The organism is Micromonospora sp. NPDC127501 (genome assembly GCF_040302185.1).
Lineage (GTDB): Bacteria > Actinomycetota > Actinomycetes > Mycobacteriales > Micromonosporaceae > Micromonospora.
Map to the genome: position 1 here is coordinate 224,779 of NZ_JBEORJ010000002.1, position 17,124 is coordinate 241,902.

20 protein-coding genes are annotated in these 17,124 nt (G+C 72.3%); 8 read left to right on the forward strand and 12 right to left on the reverse strand.

Translation table 11 applies throughout. The features are described from left to right. Positions 1-71: 71 nt before the first annotated feature. The 4 genes from ABTW72_RS05000 to ABTW72_RS05015 form a co-directional block, all read right to left on the reverse strand. On the reverse strand, positions 72-1,607 hold the full coding sequence (locus ABTW72_RS05000) for an ABC transporter permease (RefSeq protein WP_350854449.1): 1,536 nt from the start codon (positions 1,605-1,607) through the stop codon (positions 72-74). Beyond that, positions 1,604-2,305, reverse strand: coding sequence for an ABC transporter ATP-binding protein (locus ABTW72_RS05005; protein ID WP_350854452.1), 702 nt, complete (start codon positions 2,303-2,305; stop codon positions 1,604-1,606). Before ABTW72_RS05005 ends, ABTW72_RS05000 begins: the two co-directional genes overlap by 4 nt. Then, on the reverse strand, positions 2,302-2,838 hold the full coding sequence (locus tag ABTW72_RS05010; RefSeq protein ID WP_350854455.1) for a PadR family transcriptional regulator: 537 nt from the start codon (positions 2,836-2,838) through the stop codon (positions 2,302-2,304). Before ABTW72_RS05010 ends, ABTW72_RS05005 begins: the two co-directional genes overlap by 4 nt. Positions 2,839-3,096: 258 nt before the next feature. Then, complete coding sequence (locus ABTW72_RS05015) at positions 3,097-3,681, reverse strand: TIGR03086 family metal-binding protein (protein WP_350854458.1); 585 nt, start codon at positions 3,679-3,681, stop codon at positions 3,097-3,099. Between the two features lie 31 nt (positions 3,682-3,712). Here ABTW72_RS05015 and ABTW72_RS05020 point away from each other — a divergent pair, with 31 nt between their 5' ends. Then, a complete protein-coding gene (locus ABTW72_RS05020) occupies positions 3,713-4,540 on the forward strand; it encodes a DUF6597 domain-containing transcriptional factor (RefSeq protein WP_350854461.1) in 828 nt (275 codons plus the stop codon). An 18-nt stretch (positions 4,541-4,558) separates the two neighbouring features. On the opposite strand, the gene ABTW72_RS05025 is transcribed toward ABTW72_RS05020, so the two are convergent. From ABTW72_RS05025 to ABTW72_RS05050, 6 genes are read right to left on the reverse strand one after another with little or no spacing between them, the layout of a single operon-like run. Beyond that, positions 4,559-6,088, reverse strand: a complete 1,530-nt coding sequence (locus tag ABTW72_RS05025; RefSeq protein WP_350854464.1) for a SpoIIE family protein phosphatase — start codon at positions 6,086-6,088, stop codon at positions 4,559-4,561. Between the two features lie 13 nt (positions 6,089-6,101). Further along, positions 6,102-7,463 (reverse strand): sensor histidine kinase, encoded by a 1,362-nt coding sequence (locus tag ABTW72_RS05030; protein WP_350854467.1) that lies wholly within the window; start codon positions 7,461-7,463, stop codon positions 6,102-6,104. Further along, on the reverse strand, positions 7,460-8,473 hold the full coding sequence (locus tag ABTW72_RS05035) for a SpoIIE family protein phosphatase (RefSeq protein ID WP_350855403.1): 1,014 nt from the start codon (positions 8,471-8,473) through the stop codon (positions 7,460-7,462). Before ABTW72_RS05035 ends, ABTW72_RS05030 begins: the two co-directional genes overlap by 4 nt. After that, entirely contained in the window at positions 8,470-8,889 is a 420-nt protein-coding gene (locus ABTW72_RS05040; protein ID WP_350854469.1) for an anti-sigma regulatory factor, read from the reverse strand. The genes ABTW72_RS05035 and ABTW72_RS05040 overlap by 4 nt, the downstream gene beginning before the upstream one ends. Further along, positions 8,886-9,296 (reverse strand): STAS domain-containing protein, encoded by a 411-nt coding sequence (locus ABTW72_RS05045; protein WP_112586344.1) that lies wholly within the window; start codon positions 9,294-9,296, stop codon positions 8,886-8,888. The genes ABTW72_RS05040 and ABTW72_RS05045 overlap by 4 nt, the downstream gene beginning before the upstream one ends. Then, positions 9,296-10,156 carry an STAS domain-containing protein gene (locus tag ABTW72_RS05050; protein WP_350854473.1) on the reverse strand — a complete coding sequence of 287 codons (861 nt, stop codon included), beginning with the start codon at positions 10,154-10,156 and terminating at the stop codon, positions 9,296-9,298. Before ABTW72_RS05050 ends, ABTW72_RS05045 begins: the two co-directional genes overlap by 1 nt. Positions 10,157-10,319: 163 nt before the next feature. Between ABTW72_RS05050 and ABTW72_RS05055 the strand changes: the two genes are divergently transcribed. Continuing rightward, the gene (locus tag ABTW72_RS05055; RefSeq protein ID WP_091395791.1) at positions 10,320-10,676 is read left to right on the forward strand and encodes an STAS domain-containing protein; all 357 of its coding nucleotides are present in this window, start codon (positions 10,320-10,322) and stop codon (positions 10,674-10,676) included. Positions 10,677-10,689: 13 nt separating this feature from the next. On the opposite strand, the gene ABTW72_RS05060 is transcribed toward ABTW72_RS05055, so the two are convergent. Beyond that, entirely contained in the window at positions 10,690-11,841 is a 1,152-nt protein-coding gene (locus tag ABTW72_RS05060) for an MFS transporter (protein WP_350855406.1), read from the reverse strand. A gap of 179 nt (positions 11,842-12,020) precedes the next feature. Between ABTW72_RS05060 and ABTW72_RS05065 the strand changes: the two genes are divergently transcribed. The 4 genes from ABTW72_RS05065 (at position 12,021) to ABTW72_RS05080 (ending at position 14,254) form a co-directional block, all read left to right on the forward strand. Then, entirely contained in the window at positions 12,021-12,737 is a 717-nt protein-coding gene (locus ABTW72_RS05065; protein WP_502892158.1) for a FadR/GntR family transcriptional regulator, read from the forward strand. A 39-nt stretch (positions 12,738-12,776) separates the two neighbouring features. Then, positions 12,777-13,250, forward strand: coding sequence for a large conductance mechanosensitive channel protein MscL (mscL, locus tag ABTW72_RS05070; protein WP_124823134.1), 474 nt, complete (start codon positions 12,777-12,779; stop codon positions 13,248-13,250). 81 nt (positions 13,251-13,331) lie between these two features. Then, positions 13,332-13,583, forward strand: coding sequence for a hypothetical protein (locus ABTW72_RS05075; protein ID WP_030486188.1), 252 nt, complete (start codon positions 13,332-13,334; stop codon positions 13,581-13,583). Between the two features lie 299 nt (positions 13,584-13,882). Further along, positions 13,883-14,254: a hypothetical protein gene (locus ABTW72_RS05080; RefSeq protein ID WP_091395802.1), complete on the forward strand. Its 372-nt coding sequence runs from the start codon at positions 13,883-13,885 to the stop codon at positions 14,252-14,254. 67 nt (positions 14,255-14,321) lie between these two features. Here ABTW72_RS05080 and ABTW72_RS05085 read toward each other — a convergent pair whose 3' ends face one another. Continuing rightward, on the reverse strand, positions 14,322-15,575 hold the full coding sequence (locus ABTW72_RS05085) for a benzoate/H(+) symporter BenE family transporter (protein WP_350854481.1): 1,254 nt from the start codon (positions 15,573-15,575) through the stop codon (positions 14,322-14,324). Between the two features lie 55 nt (positions 15,576-15,630). Here ABTW72_RS05085 and ABTW72_RS05090 point away from each other — a divergent pair, with 55 nt between their 5' ends. Then, the gene (locus tag ABTW72_RS05090; RefSeq protein ID WP_350854484.1) at positions 15,631-16,188 is read left to right on the forward strand and encodes a helix-turn-helix domain-containing protein; all 558 of its coding nucleotides are present in this window, start codon (positions 15,631-15,633) and stop codon (positions 16,186-16,188) included. 115 nt (positions 16,189-16,303) lie between these two features. Next, a complete protein-coding gene (locus ABTW72_RS05095; protein WP_112586332.1) occupies positions 16,304-17,023 on the forward strand; it encodes a PP2C family protein-serine/threonine phosphatase in 720 nt (239 codons plus the stop codon). Positions 17,024-17,124: the final 101 nt, after the last annotated feature.

The window sequence follows — 17,124 nt, forward strand, 5'->3', positions numbered from 1 at the left end:
GGCGTCGGAGACCCGATGGGCCGGGCCTCCGTTGCACACAGCGGCACCGCCACCAGCGGTGTTACATCGACTCAGGTCGTGCGCAACTCGTCCAGGGCGGTGCTGACGCGCAAGAAGAGCAGGCCGACACCGATCGTCACCAGCACCGCCGCCAGGGCGCCGGCGCCGAGCCACGCCAGGTGCTCCAGAGGTACGGGAACGGCCCCCTGCACCTCGGGAATGTGCACGATCCGGTTGTACTGTGCGCTGGTGGCAGGATCTTCACAGAGCGCTGCCGTGGCCTCGCAGATCGTCGCCGACCCGCCGCCCGCGGACACCTCCTCCTCGGCAAGCCCTCGGCCGAGCAGCGTGCCCACTGTGAGCGCGAGCAGGATCGCCGGTACGGCCGGCGCCAACGCCTGCCAGGCCACCGAGCGGCTCAGCGTGGCGCGGGGCACCCCGGTGGCGACCAACGCGGCGTAGGCGCGTCGACGGGCGACGATCCCCTCGACCAGCGCGACGATCAGCCCGCCCGTCGCGATCAGGATGGCCACGGCGATCGCGCCGTCGACGTAATCCATCGTGGACAGATAAAAGGGGTTGGTGCCGCCATCCAACCCGGCGAACCGGCTCTGCTCCCGCTCAAGCTGGTCCTTGGTCCCGAAGTAGGCCCGCTGGGCGGCTGCGCCCCCGCCGAAGATCAGGGCGGCGAGCAGCGCCGCGAAGGTGCGGCTGCCCGCCCACGGGTCGGCCATCAGCCGGCCCGCCGCGAGCAGGGCAGCCGGACCGCGGGCGTGCCGACGCAACAACCGCCCGCAGTGGTACGACAGCCAGCCGGTGCCGATCACCACGCCGATCATCGCCGCGAGCGCGCCCACCGCGAACAACACCGGCACCAGCCAGGCCATCAACTCGTCGTCGTCGGCGAATCGATAGACCACCGGGCGGATCACCGCGAACGAGGCCACACCGAACCCGATCAGGAGCCCCGCCCACGGACCCGGACCACGCTCGCGGGCGGCCTTGCGGGTCATCCCGAGCGGGCTGGTGGTGACCGTTCGCAGCATCAGGGCGGTGGCCAGCGCCGCCACGACCGGCAGACCGAGGACCACGCCGGCCAGCGCGCCGGTCGACGGCAGCACGTCGGTGGGCAGGGCCAGTTGGCCTTGCGCGTCCGGGCGGTGCAGCAGATTGCGGCCGACCAGATAGACAGCCAGCCCGACGAGCGTGCCGAGCAGAGCGGCCACGCCGGTCTCCAGCACCACCAGCCGGGTGACCTGCCCGGGAGTGGCGCCGGCCAGCCGGAGCGCGGCCAACCGGCGGTCCCGTGCCGGTGCGCCGAGCCGGGCGCACTGACCGGCCAGCGCCAGCACCGGGATCATCAGCATCAGCAGCGCGAGCGCCGTGCCGCCGCGTAACCCGGGCTGCGCCAACAGTGCGTTGTGATAATGCTCCGACCACCTGTTCTGGTTCTCATCCGTCGCCGCGGGGGTGGGGATGGCCAACACGGTGAGCGCCGCGAGCCCGGCCAGGGTCGCCAGCAGGGCGCTGAGCGCGGTGAGCACCACCCGGGCGGTGTCGGTGCGGGTGCCGGCGAGCGCGAGGCGGAGCAGCGTCGTCGGTCTCACCGGGCGCCGCCGGCCAGCGGAACGTCGAGCCCCAGGCCGGTGTGGTCCACCAGGCCGTCACGCAGCACGATCTCCCGATCGGCGTACGCGGCGATCCGTGGCTCGTGGGTGATCAGCACGACGGCGGTGCGCTGCTCGCGGGCGAGCCGGACCAACTGGGTGAGGACCTGCTCGCCGGCGAGCGTGTCCAGTGCGCCGGTCGGCTCGTCGGCGAAGAGCACCCGAGGCTCGGTCACCAGCGCCCGCGCCGTGGCGCAGCGCTGCTGCTGACCCCCGGACATCTCACCCGGCCGCACGTCGGCCACCTCGGCCACCCCGAACCGTTCCAGCCAGGTGAGCGCCGCCGTCCGTGCCTCTCGCCGCCCCGTGCCGGCGAGGAGCAGGGGCAGGGCGACGTTCTCGGCGGCGGTCAACTCGGCCACCAACTGACCGAACTGGAACAGCACCCCGAACTCGGTACGCCGCAGCCGGGACCGGGCCGCCTCCGACCAGGTGTCGATGCGGTGCCCGCGCCAGGTGACCTCGCCGGCGTCCGGCCGGAGGATCCCGGCCAGGCAGTGCAGCAGGGTCGACTTGCCGCAGCCACTCGGCCCGGTGACGGCGACGATCTCGCCCTCGGCCACCTCGAGCGTCACGCCGCGCAGCGCGGGCGTCGGGCCGTACGCCCGAACCACGCCGCGAGCCTGGAGTTGCGTCACGGATGCACCTCCCGGTGCCAGTCGGCGACCCGGCCCAGGGTGGCGTGCAGCCACCGCAGATCCGCGTCGAGGTGGGCGATCGCGAAATCGGCCGCGACCACGTCGCTGAGGGTGGCGGCCGGGTCGCCCTTGACCGCGGTCAGCTCACGCAGCCGTGCGGTGTGCGCGGCCCGCTGGGCGATCAGGTACGACCGGGCCCGGTCGACATCGGCGACCAGCAGCGCCACCACGACCTTGGTGAAGAGCGTGCTGGCCACGTACGGCATGGGTGCTTCCACCGTGGACAGCCACTGGTCCAGCGTGACCCGCCCCTGGTCGGTCAGCGCGTACGCGGTGCGATCCGGCCCGCCCACCCGGTCCTGCCCGGCGGCGGCCACCAGCCCGTCACGTTCGAGGCGGCCGAGAGTGGCATAGACCTGCCCGAAGGCCAGCGGCCGAGCCCGCGGCAGCCGCTCGTCGTGCGCACGCTTCAGCTCATACCCGTGCCGGCTGCCCCCAGCGAGCAACCCGAGCAGAACATGCGGCGTGGACACCCCGCCCACTATTCACCCAGCGAATACCCAAGTCAACAACCCCAACCCCCGCCCCACCCCACCCCGCCCCGCCCCGGCCCGGCCCGCCCCGGCCCGGCCCGGCCCGGCCCCCCGCCCCGTCGATCATCGAGTTGTGGTGGGTGACAAACCGCTCGTGGCAAGCCAAAACAGGCACCACAATTCCATGATCGACGAGGGCAGGCTTCCCATCTCCGCGATCTTGTGTCTGCTGTCCGGGGGTGGGGTGGGGAGGGGAGGTCAGGGGGTTTGGGGCCAGGTGGGGGTGCGGCCGGTCTGGGTCAGGAGGTGGGCCAGGTCGGGGGTCAGGGCGGGGGTCGGGGCGGCGGTGGGTGGGGGGTCGGCGAAGACGCCCATCTTGCGGGCGGTGGGGCCCAACTGCTCCACCAGCGCGTGCAGCTCGGCCACCGCCTCCGGGGCCGGGTGGTACGGCTGGCCGGTGGCGACCGCGAGATCCCAGCCGTGCACCGTCAGGTCCAGCAGGGCCATGCCGCCGATGACCGGCTGCGGCATACCCATGCCCGGCGAGACGCCCTCCAGGGTGGACGGATCCGACCAGGCGGCGACCAACCGGCCGGTCTCCGCCTCGAAGCGGTCCCGCCAGCCGTCGCCCAGGTGGTCGGGCTTCTCGGCCCACTCCACCTGCCGTTTCTCGGCCAGGTCCTGAAAGTTGACCACCACCTGGAAGAGGTGGTTGAGCAGATCACGGACCAGGTAGTCCTGGCACGGCGTGGGCAGGTCCAGTTGGTCGTCGGAGATACCCCGTACGACATCGACGGTTCGCGGCGCGGCGGCCGCCAGCAGCTCGCTAGTCTGAGTGGACATAGGGCCAGCGTATGAGGGTGGTCTTGAACAAATGCGACAGCGACCGCGTGGCGACAGCCGGGGAATTCTCGACCCCGGGCGCCTGCTGCGCGAGGTGCGCTTCCGTCGACACCTGCCGGCGGAGTCGCTGCGCCAGTGGGTCGAGCACTACTGGTTGATCGACTGGGTGTTGAGCGACCCGTTCGAGCAGCGGGTCGTGCCACACCCGGCGGTCAACGTGGTGTTCCGGCGGGACGACGACGGACCCGAGTCCGGCGAGGTGGCCGGGGTGGGCCGCGACCTGTTCCGGATCACGCTCATCGGCAGCGGCCGGGTCTCCGGGGTGCAGTTCCGCCCCGGCGGCTTCCACCCGTTCTGGCGGCGCGCGGTCAGTGAGCTGACCGGCCGTAGGGTGCCGCTGCCCGCCGGCCGGCTGACGCATCCGGACGTCCCGGTGGGCGCGGGCACGTTCCCGGGAGCACCCACATCAGCGGCCGGCGACGACGAGCGCTGCCGGGCGCTGGACACCCTCCTCACCGCCTGGCAGCCGGAGCCGGACCCGATGGCCGAGGAGGCCGTCCGACTGGCCGAGGCGATCCGTACCGACCGGACGGTGCTGCGCGTCGACGACTTCGCCGCGCGGCACGGCGTTCCGGTCCGCCGGTTGCAGCGGCTGTTTCTGGAGTACGTGGGGGTCGGGCCGAAGTGGGTGATCCGCCGCTACCGGCTCCAGGAGGCGGTCGAACAGGCCGCCGGTGGCCCGCTGAGCTGGGCTGACCTCGCCGCCGACCTCGGCTACAGCGACCAGGCCCACCTGGTCCGTGACTTCACCGCCGTGGCCGGTGTGTCCCCCGCCGCGTACGCCCGCTCGGTGAGCTGAGGAGAGCTGACAGATCGATCAGCGACGCCGCAGGACGACCACCGCGACGTCGTCCTGGATCTCCGGTGGGGCCAACTCCACCAGCAGTCGGGCGCAGAACTGGTCCAGGTCACCGTCGACCGTCGCGGCGACCCCGGCCAGCGCGGCCAGCCCCTCGTCGATGGTGGCGTCCCGTCGCTCGATCAGCCCGTCGGTGTAGAAGACCAGCGTGGCCCCGGCCGGGATCACGAACTCCAGGTCGGCCGGGCGCGGGGCGCGGACGCCGAGCAGCGGCGCGGAGTGCTGCACGAACTCGACCTTGCCGTCCATGATCATCAGCGGCGGAAGGTGCCCGGCACTGGCCAACCGGACGTGTCCGGTCGGCGGGTGCAGCAGCAGCACACAGAGCGTCGCCACCTCGTTCGGCAGCAGGGTCCGCATCAGCTCGTTGACCCGGTGCAGGATCTCGCCGGGCTGGTGGCCCTCGACCGCGTACGCCCGCACCGCGTGCCGCAGCTCGGCCATCACGGTCGCCGCGTGCAGCGAGTGGCCGGCGACGTCCCCGATCGCGAGCAGCAGGTGCCCGTCGAGCATCACCAGCTCGTAGAAGTCGCCGCCCACCTCGGTCTGCGCGCTGGCCGGCTCGTAGCGCACCGCGAGGTCCAGGCCGGCCACGGTGGGCAGCCCACGCGGGAGCAGGCTGCGTTGGAGGGTGACCGCGATCCGGTGCTCCTCGTCGAAGGAGCGCTGCCCCTCCACGGCCGCCGCCACCGCCTGAGCCAGCTGCTTGAGCACCGGGGTCCGCGCGGTCTGGGTGGCGGTCGGGACCACCACGTACAGCGGGGCCCGGTCCTCGCGCAGCCGGGCGGCGGCGATGGTCACCGTGTCGTCAGTCGGCCAGTCGACGAGCGCCCAGTTCGCCGGGGTCTCCACCCGCACGGTGGCACCGGTGGGCACCCCGGTGTCGTCGACGACCCACGGCACCACGGCGGCCACCGCGCCGGGACCGGCGCAGATGCCGGCGAGGCAGTCACCGTCGAAGGTTTCCGCGATCACCGCCGCCGGGCTCTTGAAGATCTCGGCGGCGCCTTCGGCAGCGGCCTCCAGCAGGCGCGCGAAGGTCGGCGCCGCATGCACCGCGACGGTCGTGTCGGCCAACCCGAGCAGCCGCTCGGCGAGCAGTTCGGCGCGCTGCCGGGCCTGGTAGTAGCGCAACACCGCCCGGGTGGTGGCGATCAGCTCCTCGGGCTCGATCGGCTCGGTCAGGTACGCGTCAGCGCCCCGGGTCAGCCCCTGGGCGCGGTCGGCCACGTCCACGGCGTGCGCCGACACGTGGATCACCGGCATCGCCGGGTGTCGCGCCTTGATCTGTTCGCAGACCTCGTAGCCGCTCAGGTCGGGCAGCCGGACGTCGAGGACCACCAGATCGATCCGGTCCACCTCGACCCGAGCCAACGCCTCGGCACCGTTCTCGGCTTCCAGCACGGTGAACCCGGCCCGGGTCAGCCAACTGACCAGCAGGTAACGCTTGGTACGACTGTCGTCGACCACCAGGATGGTTGTCGGCATGCCGTCCACGCCGTCACGCCCCGCCGGTGGGCAGGGAGACGGTGAATGTGCTGCCCTCGCCCGGCGCGCTGGTCAGCTCCAGTGTCCCGCCGAGCAGCGTCACCAACCGCCGGGCGTACGGCAGACCGAGGCCGGTGCCGCCGACCCGGGTGGCTCCGGGGATCTGGTAGAACTCCTCGAAGATCCGGTCGTGCAGCTCGGGAGCGATGCCCGGCCCGGTGTCGCTGACCTCGAACTGCCAACGGTCGCCGTCCTGGCTGGCCCGCAGCCGTACCTCGCCGCGCTCGGTGAACTTCAACCCGTTGTGCAGCAGGTTGCGCAGCACCTGGCCGAGCAGCACCTCGTCGGTGCGCAGCACTGCCGGCCCGCTGGGCTCCTCCACGACCAGCTCCACCCCCGGGCGGGTGGCCAGCGCGCGCAGGGTGCCGCGCAGTTGACCGAAGACCGGCCGCAGGTCGACCTCGGCCAGTTCCGGCTCGATCCGGCCGGACTCCGCCTTGGCCAGGTCGAGGAGTTCGTTTACCAGGTTGAGCAGGTCCGCCGCCGAGGAGCGGATCAGATCGACCTGGCGGCCCTGCTCGTCGGTGAGTGGGTCGGAGGCGGAGTCGGTGAGCAGCCGCCCCAGACCGATGATCGCGGTGACCGGCGCGCGCAGCTCGTGGCTCACGTTGGCCAGGAACCGGCTCTTCGACTCACTCGCCGCGCGGAGCTGGGCCGACTTCTCGTCCAGCTCGGCGTAGAGGGCGACGACGCCCCGGTTGGTCTCCTCCAACTCCTCGGTGAGCTGGTTGTAGAGCGCCAGCACGCCGCGGTTGGTCTCGGCCAGCTCCTCGTTCAGCACGGCCAGCTCGTCGCGCTGACTACGCACCTCGTCGAGTGCGGCGATCAGCTGCCCGTTCTGCGCGGTCAACTCGTCCAGCGCACTGGCCGGCGCGGTACGGCCGAGTTCGGTACGGAACTCGGCGAGCCGCTCCGGGGTCGGCGTCGGCGCGTTGGCCGGGACTCGTCGGGACATCCGTACGACCGTAACCCCCTCGACGGTCGACACGCTCAGTGTGTCGACCAGTCGGGACACCGCGCCGGACTGCGGTTGGTAACGACCGTCGGGCAGCGGGGACACCGGGGCCAGGTCGGCGCGCAGGTGGAACCGGCCGTCGGCGCCCCCGTCGACGTGGAAGGAGACGTCCGCTCCCCCGGTCGTCCGCAGCAGGTCCCGGGCGACTTCGCTGAGCGCGGTGGCGATCCGGACCTGGTCCTGGTGTTCGAGGCCGACCACAGCGGCCACCTCGCGCCCCCGCTGACGGATGACGAAGATGTCCTGCTCGACCCGCAGTGCCATCTGGAGCAGCGGCAGCGCGGCCGGCTCCCCGATCATGCCCACGACCTCGCGACCAGTACGCAGGCGTCGTCACGTCGCACACCGGCGTCACGGAGCAGGGTCGCCGCCATGACCAGCGGGGATCGCTCCGCCAGCCCCGGGTAGTCGGCCATCCGCCACCGGTCGACCACCCCGTCGCTGTGCATCACCAGCCGGGCACCGGGACCGAACGGGTAGTCGTACTCCCGGATCGTCGGCCGTTGGTGGCCGGCGATGCCGGGCAGCGACACCAGCCCTCGACGGCGGCCGTCACCCTCGACGACCACTCCGGCGATGTTGCCCAGGCCGGCGTAGTGCAGCACGCCGGCCTCCGGCATCAGCTCGCCGACGGCGAGCGCAGCGCCCCGGGTGTGCGACATGCTGCGGTGCAGGTGACCGACCACCATCGCCGGTGGGCCGGCCGGCGCGTCGCGGAACGCGGCCAGCGCGGCGTCGGTGGCGGCCCCGGCCAACGGGCCGTGCCCCAACCCGTCACTCACCAGCACCTGGTGCCGCCCGTCGACGACCCGCACGGCGTAACCGTCGCCGCTGACCGTCTCGCCGGTCAGCGGACGGGTGAGGGCGCCGGCCCAGGACGGCCGTGCCGCCTCGGCCGGCCAGACCTGCACGGCGAGGACGGTGCCCCGGCCGGGCAGCGAGTAGCCGTCGAACCAGCTGGCCTGCCGGACGATGGCACCCAGACCGATGCCGAGCGTGCCGGTGGTGGAGTGCCCGTCCCGGGACGAGACGGTCAGGTCGGCCATGCCGGGCCCGGAGTCGATCGCCACCAGCTCCACACCGGCCTGCCCGGCGCGGCGTACCGGCCGGAGCAGCAGGACGCCCTCGTCGGCATGCTTGACCAGGTTGCTGGTCAGCTCGGCCGCCACGATGGCCAGGTCGGCGATGCGCGCCTGACCCATCTCCACCTGCGCTCCGAGGCGCTCGGCGGCACGCCGGACGGCGCTCGCCGCGCTGCTGGCCTCCACCCGGAACCAGATGCCACTGTCGGTGACCGCGTCGGCGTTCACCTGGACCACTTGGTGACCGTGATCCGCGTGCCGGTTTCCGTTGACGTCTCGATCTCGAACTCGTCGACCAGCCGGCGCGACCCGCTGAGCCCGAGGCCGAGGCCGCCGCCGCTGGTGTAGCCGTCGGTCATGGCCAGGTCGAGGTCGGCGATGCCCGGCCCGGAGTCGGCAAAGACGATCTGCACGCCCTTGCGTCGGCCGTTGTCCACGATCGTCACCTCGACCGAACCGCCGCCGCCGTACACCAGGGTGTTGCGGGCCAACTCGCTCGCCGCGGTGACCACCTTGGTCTGGTCGACGAGGGACAGCTTGACGGCCACCGCCACGGCGCGGACCAGTTGCCGGACGCGCACCACGTCCTCATCGCTCCGGACCGATTGTGCCTGTGGCTGGCCCAGGTCGACGTCCGCGGTCACGGCGTGGCCGTCTCGGCGTCCGGATCGTCGTCGAGCTGGTAGTCGAGCTCGTCGGCGTGGGCCGCCGCGATCAGCTCCATTCCGCGCTCCACGTTCAGCGCGGTACGGATGCCGTTCAGCGACAACCCGAGTTCGACAAGGGTGATGGCGACGGCCGGACGCATCCCGACCACCACCGTTTCCGCGTCCAGCACCTTGGAGATCGACGCGATGGTGGAGAGCATCCGCCCGACGAAGGAGTCGACGATGTCCAGTGCCGTGATGTCGATGATGACGCCGTGGCAGCCGGTCGCGACGATCCGCTCGGCCAGGTCCTCCTGGAGCTGGACCGCCGTCTGGTCGGACATGTCGAGCTGGATGGAGACGAGCAGGATGTCACCGATCTTGAGGATCGGAACCCTCTCCATCAGGCGTCCCGGCGCGGCTGGCGTCGGGCGGTCTCCACCCCGTTGAGCCGCAGCACGTGGCGCAGCGCGTCGGCGAGGCTCGCCTTGGTGGCGATGTCGCCGAACTCGATGCCGAGCGCCACGATGGTCTGCGCGATCTGCGGGCGGATGCCGGAGATGATGCAGTCGGCGCCCATCAGCCGGGCGGCCACCACGGTCTTCAGGATGTGCTGGGCGACCTGGGTGTCCACCGCCGGCACGCCGGTGATGTCGATGATCGCGTACGGCGAGCTGGTGTCGACCAGGGTCTGCAGCAGCCGCTCCATGACGACCTGGGCCCGGGCCGAGTCGAGGGTGCCGACCAGCGGCACGGCGACGACGCCCTCCCAGAGCTTCACCACCGGCGTGGAGAGCTCGAGCAGCTGCTCGGCCTGGTCGGCGATCAGGCTCTCCCGGGTGCGGACGAAGCTCTCGAAGGTGAACAGGCCCATCTCGTCGACCAGCTTCGAGAAGGCGACGTAGTCCTGTAGTGCGTTCGGGCCGCCGCTCTCCTGCACCAGCTCGGCCAGCACGTCCTTCAGCGCGAAGATGCTGACCGTGGTCTCGGTGGCGGAGAAGCCCTGCCGGGCCCGGCCACGGGACAGCTCGGAGAGTGCGGCGCGCAGTTCGGCGGCGCTGTCGGCGGACAGGTCGATGATGCCCTGCTCGCCGGTGGAGACGATGGCGCGGTGCAGGTCCTGGACCTGTCGGCGCAGCTCTGCCTGGCTCAGCCGGCCTCGCAACGAACTGGTGACGATCTCGGTCCACCGAGTCGTGACCCGTTCGTCCTGCCCGCTGAGCAGCTCGGCGAGCCGACCACTTTCTTCGGTGCTCAACGCCATTTCGAACCCCCTTGACCTGGACCGGGCGGACTCTATCACCGGGGCCTGTCCAACTACTTGCCCCGTAGCAACGGAATGACGATGGCCACCGGATCACGGCTCCCGTTCTACCTCCGACCGTGGTCGTGGGATACCGTTCCCCCGATAACAGGAGGTCTGGCGAATGTCGTTGACGGTGCACACGGAACAACGCGGCGACGTGGTCGTCGTAGCGGTCGCGGGCGAGCTGGACATGGCCACTGCACCGCAGCTGCAGGACCAGATCACCGACCTGCTCGACAAGGGCCGCAACCGGCTGGTGTTCGACCTGGCGGACGTCTCGTTCTGCGACTCGACCGGTCTGTCGGTCTTCGTCCGCGCCAAGAACAGCTGCGACGAGGCTGGCGGCGTGGTCCGGCTGGCCGCCCCGCAGCGCGGCGTGCTGCGCATCCTTGAGGTGAGCGGGCTGGTCGAGGTGCTGCACACCTACCCGACGGTGGATGAGGCAGTCGCCGGCGAATCGACGCCGGCTTCCTCCTGACCGTCCGCGTGGGTCACTCGTCCTCGACGTAACGGGGACGAGCGATCGCCATGCCCGCCGTCGTCTGCACGGCGAGGGCACCCAGCAGGAATCCGATCGGCGCGGTCCAGCCGCCGGTGGCCTCGTAGAGGATGCCGACCATCAGCGGGCCGAGGGCGGCGATCACGTACCCGGTGCTCTGCGCGAACGCGGAGAGCGCGACAGTGCCCTCGGCGGTGCGGGCGCGTAGGCCGATGGCGGTCAGGATCATCGGGAACGCACCCTGACCGATCGCCAGCAGGGCGACCCAGAGCAGCGCGGCACCGTGCGGTGCGAGCGCCAACCCCAGGTAGGCCAGCGCCGACGCGGTGGTGAGCCCGAGCACCAGCGGCCGCAGGGTGCCCAGCCGGCCGGCCAGGGTGGGCATCAGCAGCGCGATCGGCACGCCGAGCGCGGTCACCCCGGCGAGCAGCAGCCCGGCCGACTCCGGCTGGTAACCGGCGTCGCGGAACAGTTGGGCCAGCCAGCCCATGATCGCGTACCCGCTGAGCGACTGCGCCCCGAAGTAGACGGCCATCGCCCAGCCGAGCCGGGTCCGCGCCGGCCGGACCCGCGTCGGCGTGGCGACCACCGCCGTCGGGGTCGCCCGCCGCGCCGCGGCGCGGGTCCGCAGCGCCAGCGGCACCCACGGGAGTACGGCCACCGCGGCCATCGCGGCCCAGACGCCGAGCCCGGCCCGCCACGACCCGAAGGCGTGCGCGATCGGCACCGCGGAGGCGGCGGCCACCGTCGTGCCCACTGTCAACGCCATCGTGTACGCCCCGGTGACCAGGCCGGTGCGGTGCGGGAAGTGCTGCTTGACGAGCATCGGCAGCAGGATGTTGGCGACCGCGATGCCGGACAGCGCCAGCGCGCTGGTGAGCACGAAGATCAAGGCCGAGTCGGTGACGACCCGGAGCACCTGGCCCACGGCGAGGGCGAACATGGCGACCACCAGCACCCGGGCCGGTGCCACCCGGCGGACCAGCCACGGGGTGAGCGCGCCGAGGCCGGCGAACGCGATGGTCGGCAGGGTGGTGACGAGGCCGGCGGTGACACCGGAGAGGCCCAGCCCGTCGCGGACCTCGTCGAGCAGTGCGCCGAGGCTCGTCACCACGGCGCGCAGATTGAGGGCGACCAGCAGCATCCCGACCAGCACCAGCGCGCCACCGGTCGCCGGGTGCGTCCGCCGGCCGGTGCCGGGGTCCCGCGTCGGGCGAGGGTCGACGACGACGGGGACGGGCAGCGCCGGAGCGGCGGTTGGTGGCGGGGTCATGACCCTTAACCTACAATCATGGGATGAATTTGGGACCGGTGATGTAACCAGTGCCACCGTCGGTTGAATTCCCCTCCGCGCCGCCGGCACCGCCCCGCGGCCAGCCCGCCGTGCCTCCCCGCGGCCACCGGGTCCGGCAGACCACCGAGCAACTCCGCGCCCGGATCCTCGGCGGCGAATGGCCCGTCGGCGGACGCATCCCCACCGAGCCACAACTGGTCGCCGCGCTGGGCGTCGGGCGCAACACGGTCCGCGAGGCGGTCCGCGCCCTGGTGCACGCCGGGGTGCTGGAGTGCCGGCAGGGCTCCGGCACCTACGTGGTGTCCACCGACGAACTGGCACCGGTGGTCGCCCGCCGACTCGGCGACGACCGAATGAACGAGGTCATCGAGGTACGCCGCGCCTTCGAGGTGGAGGCCGCCCGGCTCGCCGCGCTGCGGCGCACCCCGGAGGACCTGGCGGCGCTCGACGGCGCGCTCGCCCAGCGCGAGGCCGCCTGGCACGGCGGCCGGGTCGACGCGTTCGTCGAGGCCGACGCGGCACTGCACACGGCGGTGGTCGCCGCCGCGCACAACGCCATGCTCGCCGAGCTGTACGCCTCGGTGGGCACAGCCCTGCGCAGCACTGTCACCCAGGCCATGGGCGGGGAGCTCACCCCCGAGCGCTACGTCGACCACACCCGGCTGGTCGAGGCGATCCGGGCCGGCGATCCCGGCCAGGCGGCGCTCGAAGCCGGCGCTTTTCTGGAACCCGCCGAACGGGCATAGGTTGTGCCCGACAGAAAAGCGGACACCTCGGGAGTACGAATGCTCAAGGGCTTCAAAGACTTCATCATGCGCGGCAACGTCGTCGACCTGGCGGTCGGTGTCGTCATCGGCGCCGCGTTCACGGGCGTCGTCACCCAGCTCACCAAGTCGTTCCTCGAACCGCTGGTCCGGGTGATCATTGTGTTGATCACCGGGAACAAGAACGGCCTCACCGGTTCGGTCCCCACGTTCCGGGAAATCCCGTTCGACTGGGTGGCGTTCGTCAACGCGGTGATCACCTTCCTGCTGACCGCGCTGGCGCTCTACTTCCTGGTCGTCTACCCGATGAACCGGCTGGCCGAGCGGCGCAAGCGGGGCGAGGAGCCGCCGCCCTCGGCGCCGAGCGAGGAGGTCAAGCTGCTCACCGAGATCCGGGACGCCCTGGTTTCCGCCGGCCACACCACCCCCGGCCAGCAGCGTGGGGCGCTGGACGACGTACTGGGCCGCCGCCCGGAGCCGCCGACGCAGCGCTGACCCGAACGGATGCACATCGGCCCCTGTGGGATTCCCGCAGGGGCCGCACCTTCTCGTACGTGTGTTCGATAGAGTCCCGCCATGGAGCAGCGAAAGCACTGGTGGAACGGGAAGTGGGGGCGGCTGGCCCGGCGGGACGTCTTCCTGCGGGTGGACGCCGACCGGTGGCACGTCGAGCAGCGGGCCGGCGGCGCCGAGGGCATCTCCCGTTTCTACGAGTACGGCAGTGCGGACGAGGCCGAGGACACCGTCCGGGCTCTGCTCGACGGCCCGGACACCTGGCGGGAACTGTCCCCCCGCCCGCCTGGCGGCTGGACCCTCCCGAACAGTTGAGCGGGCGCACGCCGTGCACGGGCGCGAGGGTGCCGTGCGCGCTGCGTGCCGCTGGCACCGGGTTGGTCGCGCGCCACCTTGCGCGGGCCGTGGAGGCGGTACTGCTTTCGACGGTTATGACTCTGAGGAATAAATATGCCCCAGAGTCATAACGCTCTCCGGACCATCGCCTGCGGACCTGCCGCCTCCGGACCTGTCACCTCCAGGCCCGCCGCCTCCAGGTCGCTGCCGCAGTTGCCGAGCGCCGGGTGGATGGGTGGCGGCGTTTAGCGGCGCGCCGCCCTGGGAACCGCAGCGGGATGGACCAGCAGGACGAGCAGCAGGCGACCATCTCGCGGATCACCACCGGGATGCCGGTGATCGACTCAGCTGGCACCGAGGTCGGCACCGTGGACCTCGTCCAGCGGGGTGACCCGAACGCGGTGACCGTCCAGACACCGACCGCCGACCCGGGCAGCAGCCTGGACGAGCTGATCGAGGCGACCGCGGTCGAGGAGCCGGACGTACCGGCCGATCTGGCGGCGCGGCTGCTGCACAGCGGCTATCTGAAGGTCTCGACCGACCTGACCCGTACCGGCGCGGTCTACGTACCCGCCGACCGGATCGGGTCGGTGGCCGACGGCCGGGTCCTCCTGGCCGTCGGGGTGGCCGACCTGCCGCCCGAGGAGTGACCCCGACGCCCTGATCGACTCGGGTTCACGAAAATCGGGGCATCCGGAGCCTCGGGACGACCCGACTTCATGAAACCCGAGTCGATCTTCCCTGCCCAGCGGGGGCCGGCTGATCCGGCGCGGCGGGCTGGTCGGGTGCCGTGAGGGCGGGTTGGTCGGGCGCGGCGGGTTGGCGGCGCCGGAAGAGCAGCAGCATCAGGCAGCCCGCGACCAGGCCCCAGAACGCGCCGCCCACGCCGATCAGCGTCACCCCGGACGCGGTGACCACGAAGGTGACCACGGCGGCCTCCCGGGTCGCCGGGTCGGTCACCGCCGAGGCGAGCGCGGTGGCGAGGGCGCCCAGGAGCGCCAGCCCGGCGACCGCCTCGATGAGGATCGGTGGGGCGACCGCCACCAGCGTGGTGGCCACGCCGGCGCCCAGGCCGAGCACGGCCAGCCCAGCGCCCGCGGTGACCGAGGCGATCCATCGGCGCTCCGGGTCAGGGTGCGCGTCGGGGCCGGCGGCCAGCGCGGCGGTGATCGCCGCGAGGTTCACCGCGTGCCCGCCGGCCGGGGCGGCGAGCATACTGGCCAGGCCGGTGGTCCGCAGCGCGGCGCCGAACGGCGGCCGGTAGCCGTAGCCGACCAGCACCGCCATGCCGGGTACGTTCTGCGCGGCCATGGTGACCAGGAACAGCGGCAGGGCCAACCCGACCAGTGCGGACGCGTTCCAGGCCGGCGCGGTCAGCGTGACCGACGGGATCAGCGCGGCACCGGTCAGGCCGGTCGGCGGTGCGGTCAGTGCGATCGCCGCCACCGCCACGACCAGCGCACCGGGCACCGCCCAGCGCCGGGCGAACCGGTGCAGCAGCAGCCAACCGACCACCACCGATCCGGCCACCACCGGCAGCTCGACCAGCGCGCGGACCGGGGCGGTGCACAGCGGCAGCAGCACCCCGGCGAGCATCGCGCCGGCCACCGGCTTGGGGATGGCGGCCACCGCACGGCCGAGCGGCGGGAACAACCCGGCCGCGACGATCAGCACACCGGAGACGAGGAAGGCACCCACCGCCACCGGCCATCCGCCCGGCGGCGACCCGGTCGCCACCAGCAGCGCCGCGCCCGGGGTGGACCAGGCCGCGCTCATCGGTATCCGGTACCGCCAGCCCAGCCAGACGGCGACGAACCCACTCGCCACGCAGAGAGCGAGCAGGCCGGAGGCGGCCTGCGCGTCCGACGCGCCCGCCGCTCGGAGCCCGGCCAGCACGACGGTGAACGAGCTGGCGAAGCCCACCAGCGCGGTCACCACCCCCGCCAGCACCGGTTGCACGCGTCCGGCCACCCCACCCTCCCGACTGTTCCGTTTACGGAACGGAAGCGTGTAGCACGATAGCCGGGTGCCGCACCCACCACCAGCCCGCCCGGGCCTCGACGTGGATCCCGCCGCCGTCGGGCGCCGGGTCCGCGCCCTGCGCGAGGAGCAGGGAATCTCGCTGTCCACACTCGCCCGGCTCGCCGGTGTCGGAAAGGCCACCCTCTCCGGCCTGGAGCACGGCACCCGCAACCCGACCCTGGAGACGCTCTGGGCGGTCACCGCGCAGCTCGGCGTACCGCTGACGGCAGTGCTGGCGGAGCCGTCCGCCGGGCCCACAGTGCACGGCACCGCGGTCACCGCCACCCTGCTGGAGGTCTTCACCGACACCGACGCGACCTACGAGCTGTACCGGATGCGGGTCGCGCCCGGCCCCGGGCAGCTCTCCCCCGCCCACCCGGCGGGGGTGACCGAGCACGTCACCGTCTTCGCCGGGGTGCTGCGCGCCGGGCCGGCCGACGCACCGCTGACCGCCCCGGCCGGCGGTCACCTCCGCTGGGTGTCGGACGTGCCACACAGCTACGCGGCGGTGGGTGACGAGGAGGTCGCCGCGAGCCTGCTCCTGCGCTATCCGCGCCGCTGAGATCCCGCCGAACGGTCACGGACCGTCGGCCCCGTCGACGAAAATCGCAATCATTTCTCGACCTAGGCAGGAGGCGTAGAGACGAATGCCGGTTGTTCTTGGCAAGCTTGACCCCATGACGCTGATCCTCCGCTCGGTCATCCTCAACGACATCGGCTTGGTACGCACCAACAACGAGGACTCCGCCCTCGCCGGTGACCGCCTGATCGCCGTCGCCGACGGCATGGGTGGGCTGCCTGCGGGCGAGGTGGCGAGCGAGATCGTGATCCGGATCCTGGACGAGCTGGCTCCGCCCACCGACCCCGACGGCGCCGCCGACGCGCTGCGTGCCGTGGTCAGCACCGCCAACCAGCGCATCCACGCCGCCATCACCGTCGACCCGAGCCGGGACGGCATGGGTACGACGCTCACCGCGGCGCTGCTGGCCGGGGAGACGCTGGTGCTGGCCCAGGTGGGCGACTCCCGCTGTTACCTGCTGCGCGAGGGGGAGCTGACCCAGCTCACCCGGGACGACACGTTCGTGCAGGCGCTCGTCGACCAGGGCACCCTCTCTCCCGAGCAGGCCCGCCACCACCCGCAGCGGTCCCTGGTGACCCGGGCCGTGCAGGGCGCCGACACCCCACCCGCGGTCGGGGTGCTCACAGTGGTCCCCGGTGACCGGCTGCTGCTGTGCAGCGACGGGCTCTCCGACTACGTCGAGGACGAGGCCATCGCCGCGGCCCTGGGCATGTACGCCGACCGCCAGCAGTGCGGCGAGCAGTTGGTGAAGCTGGCCCACCACGCCGGCGCGCCGGACAACGTCACCGTCGTGGTCTCCGACGTCGTCGCCCGCTGACCCGTTACGGCTCACTCGGCGGCTCACCCGAACCGACTGGTTCGGGTTCCGCTGCCACAGTAGGTGGTTGTGCCATCTAGCTTGCGCCGCTACTGTCCGAC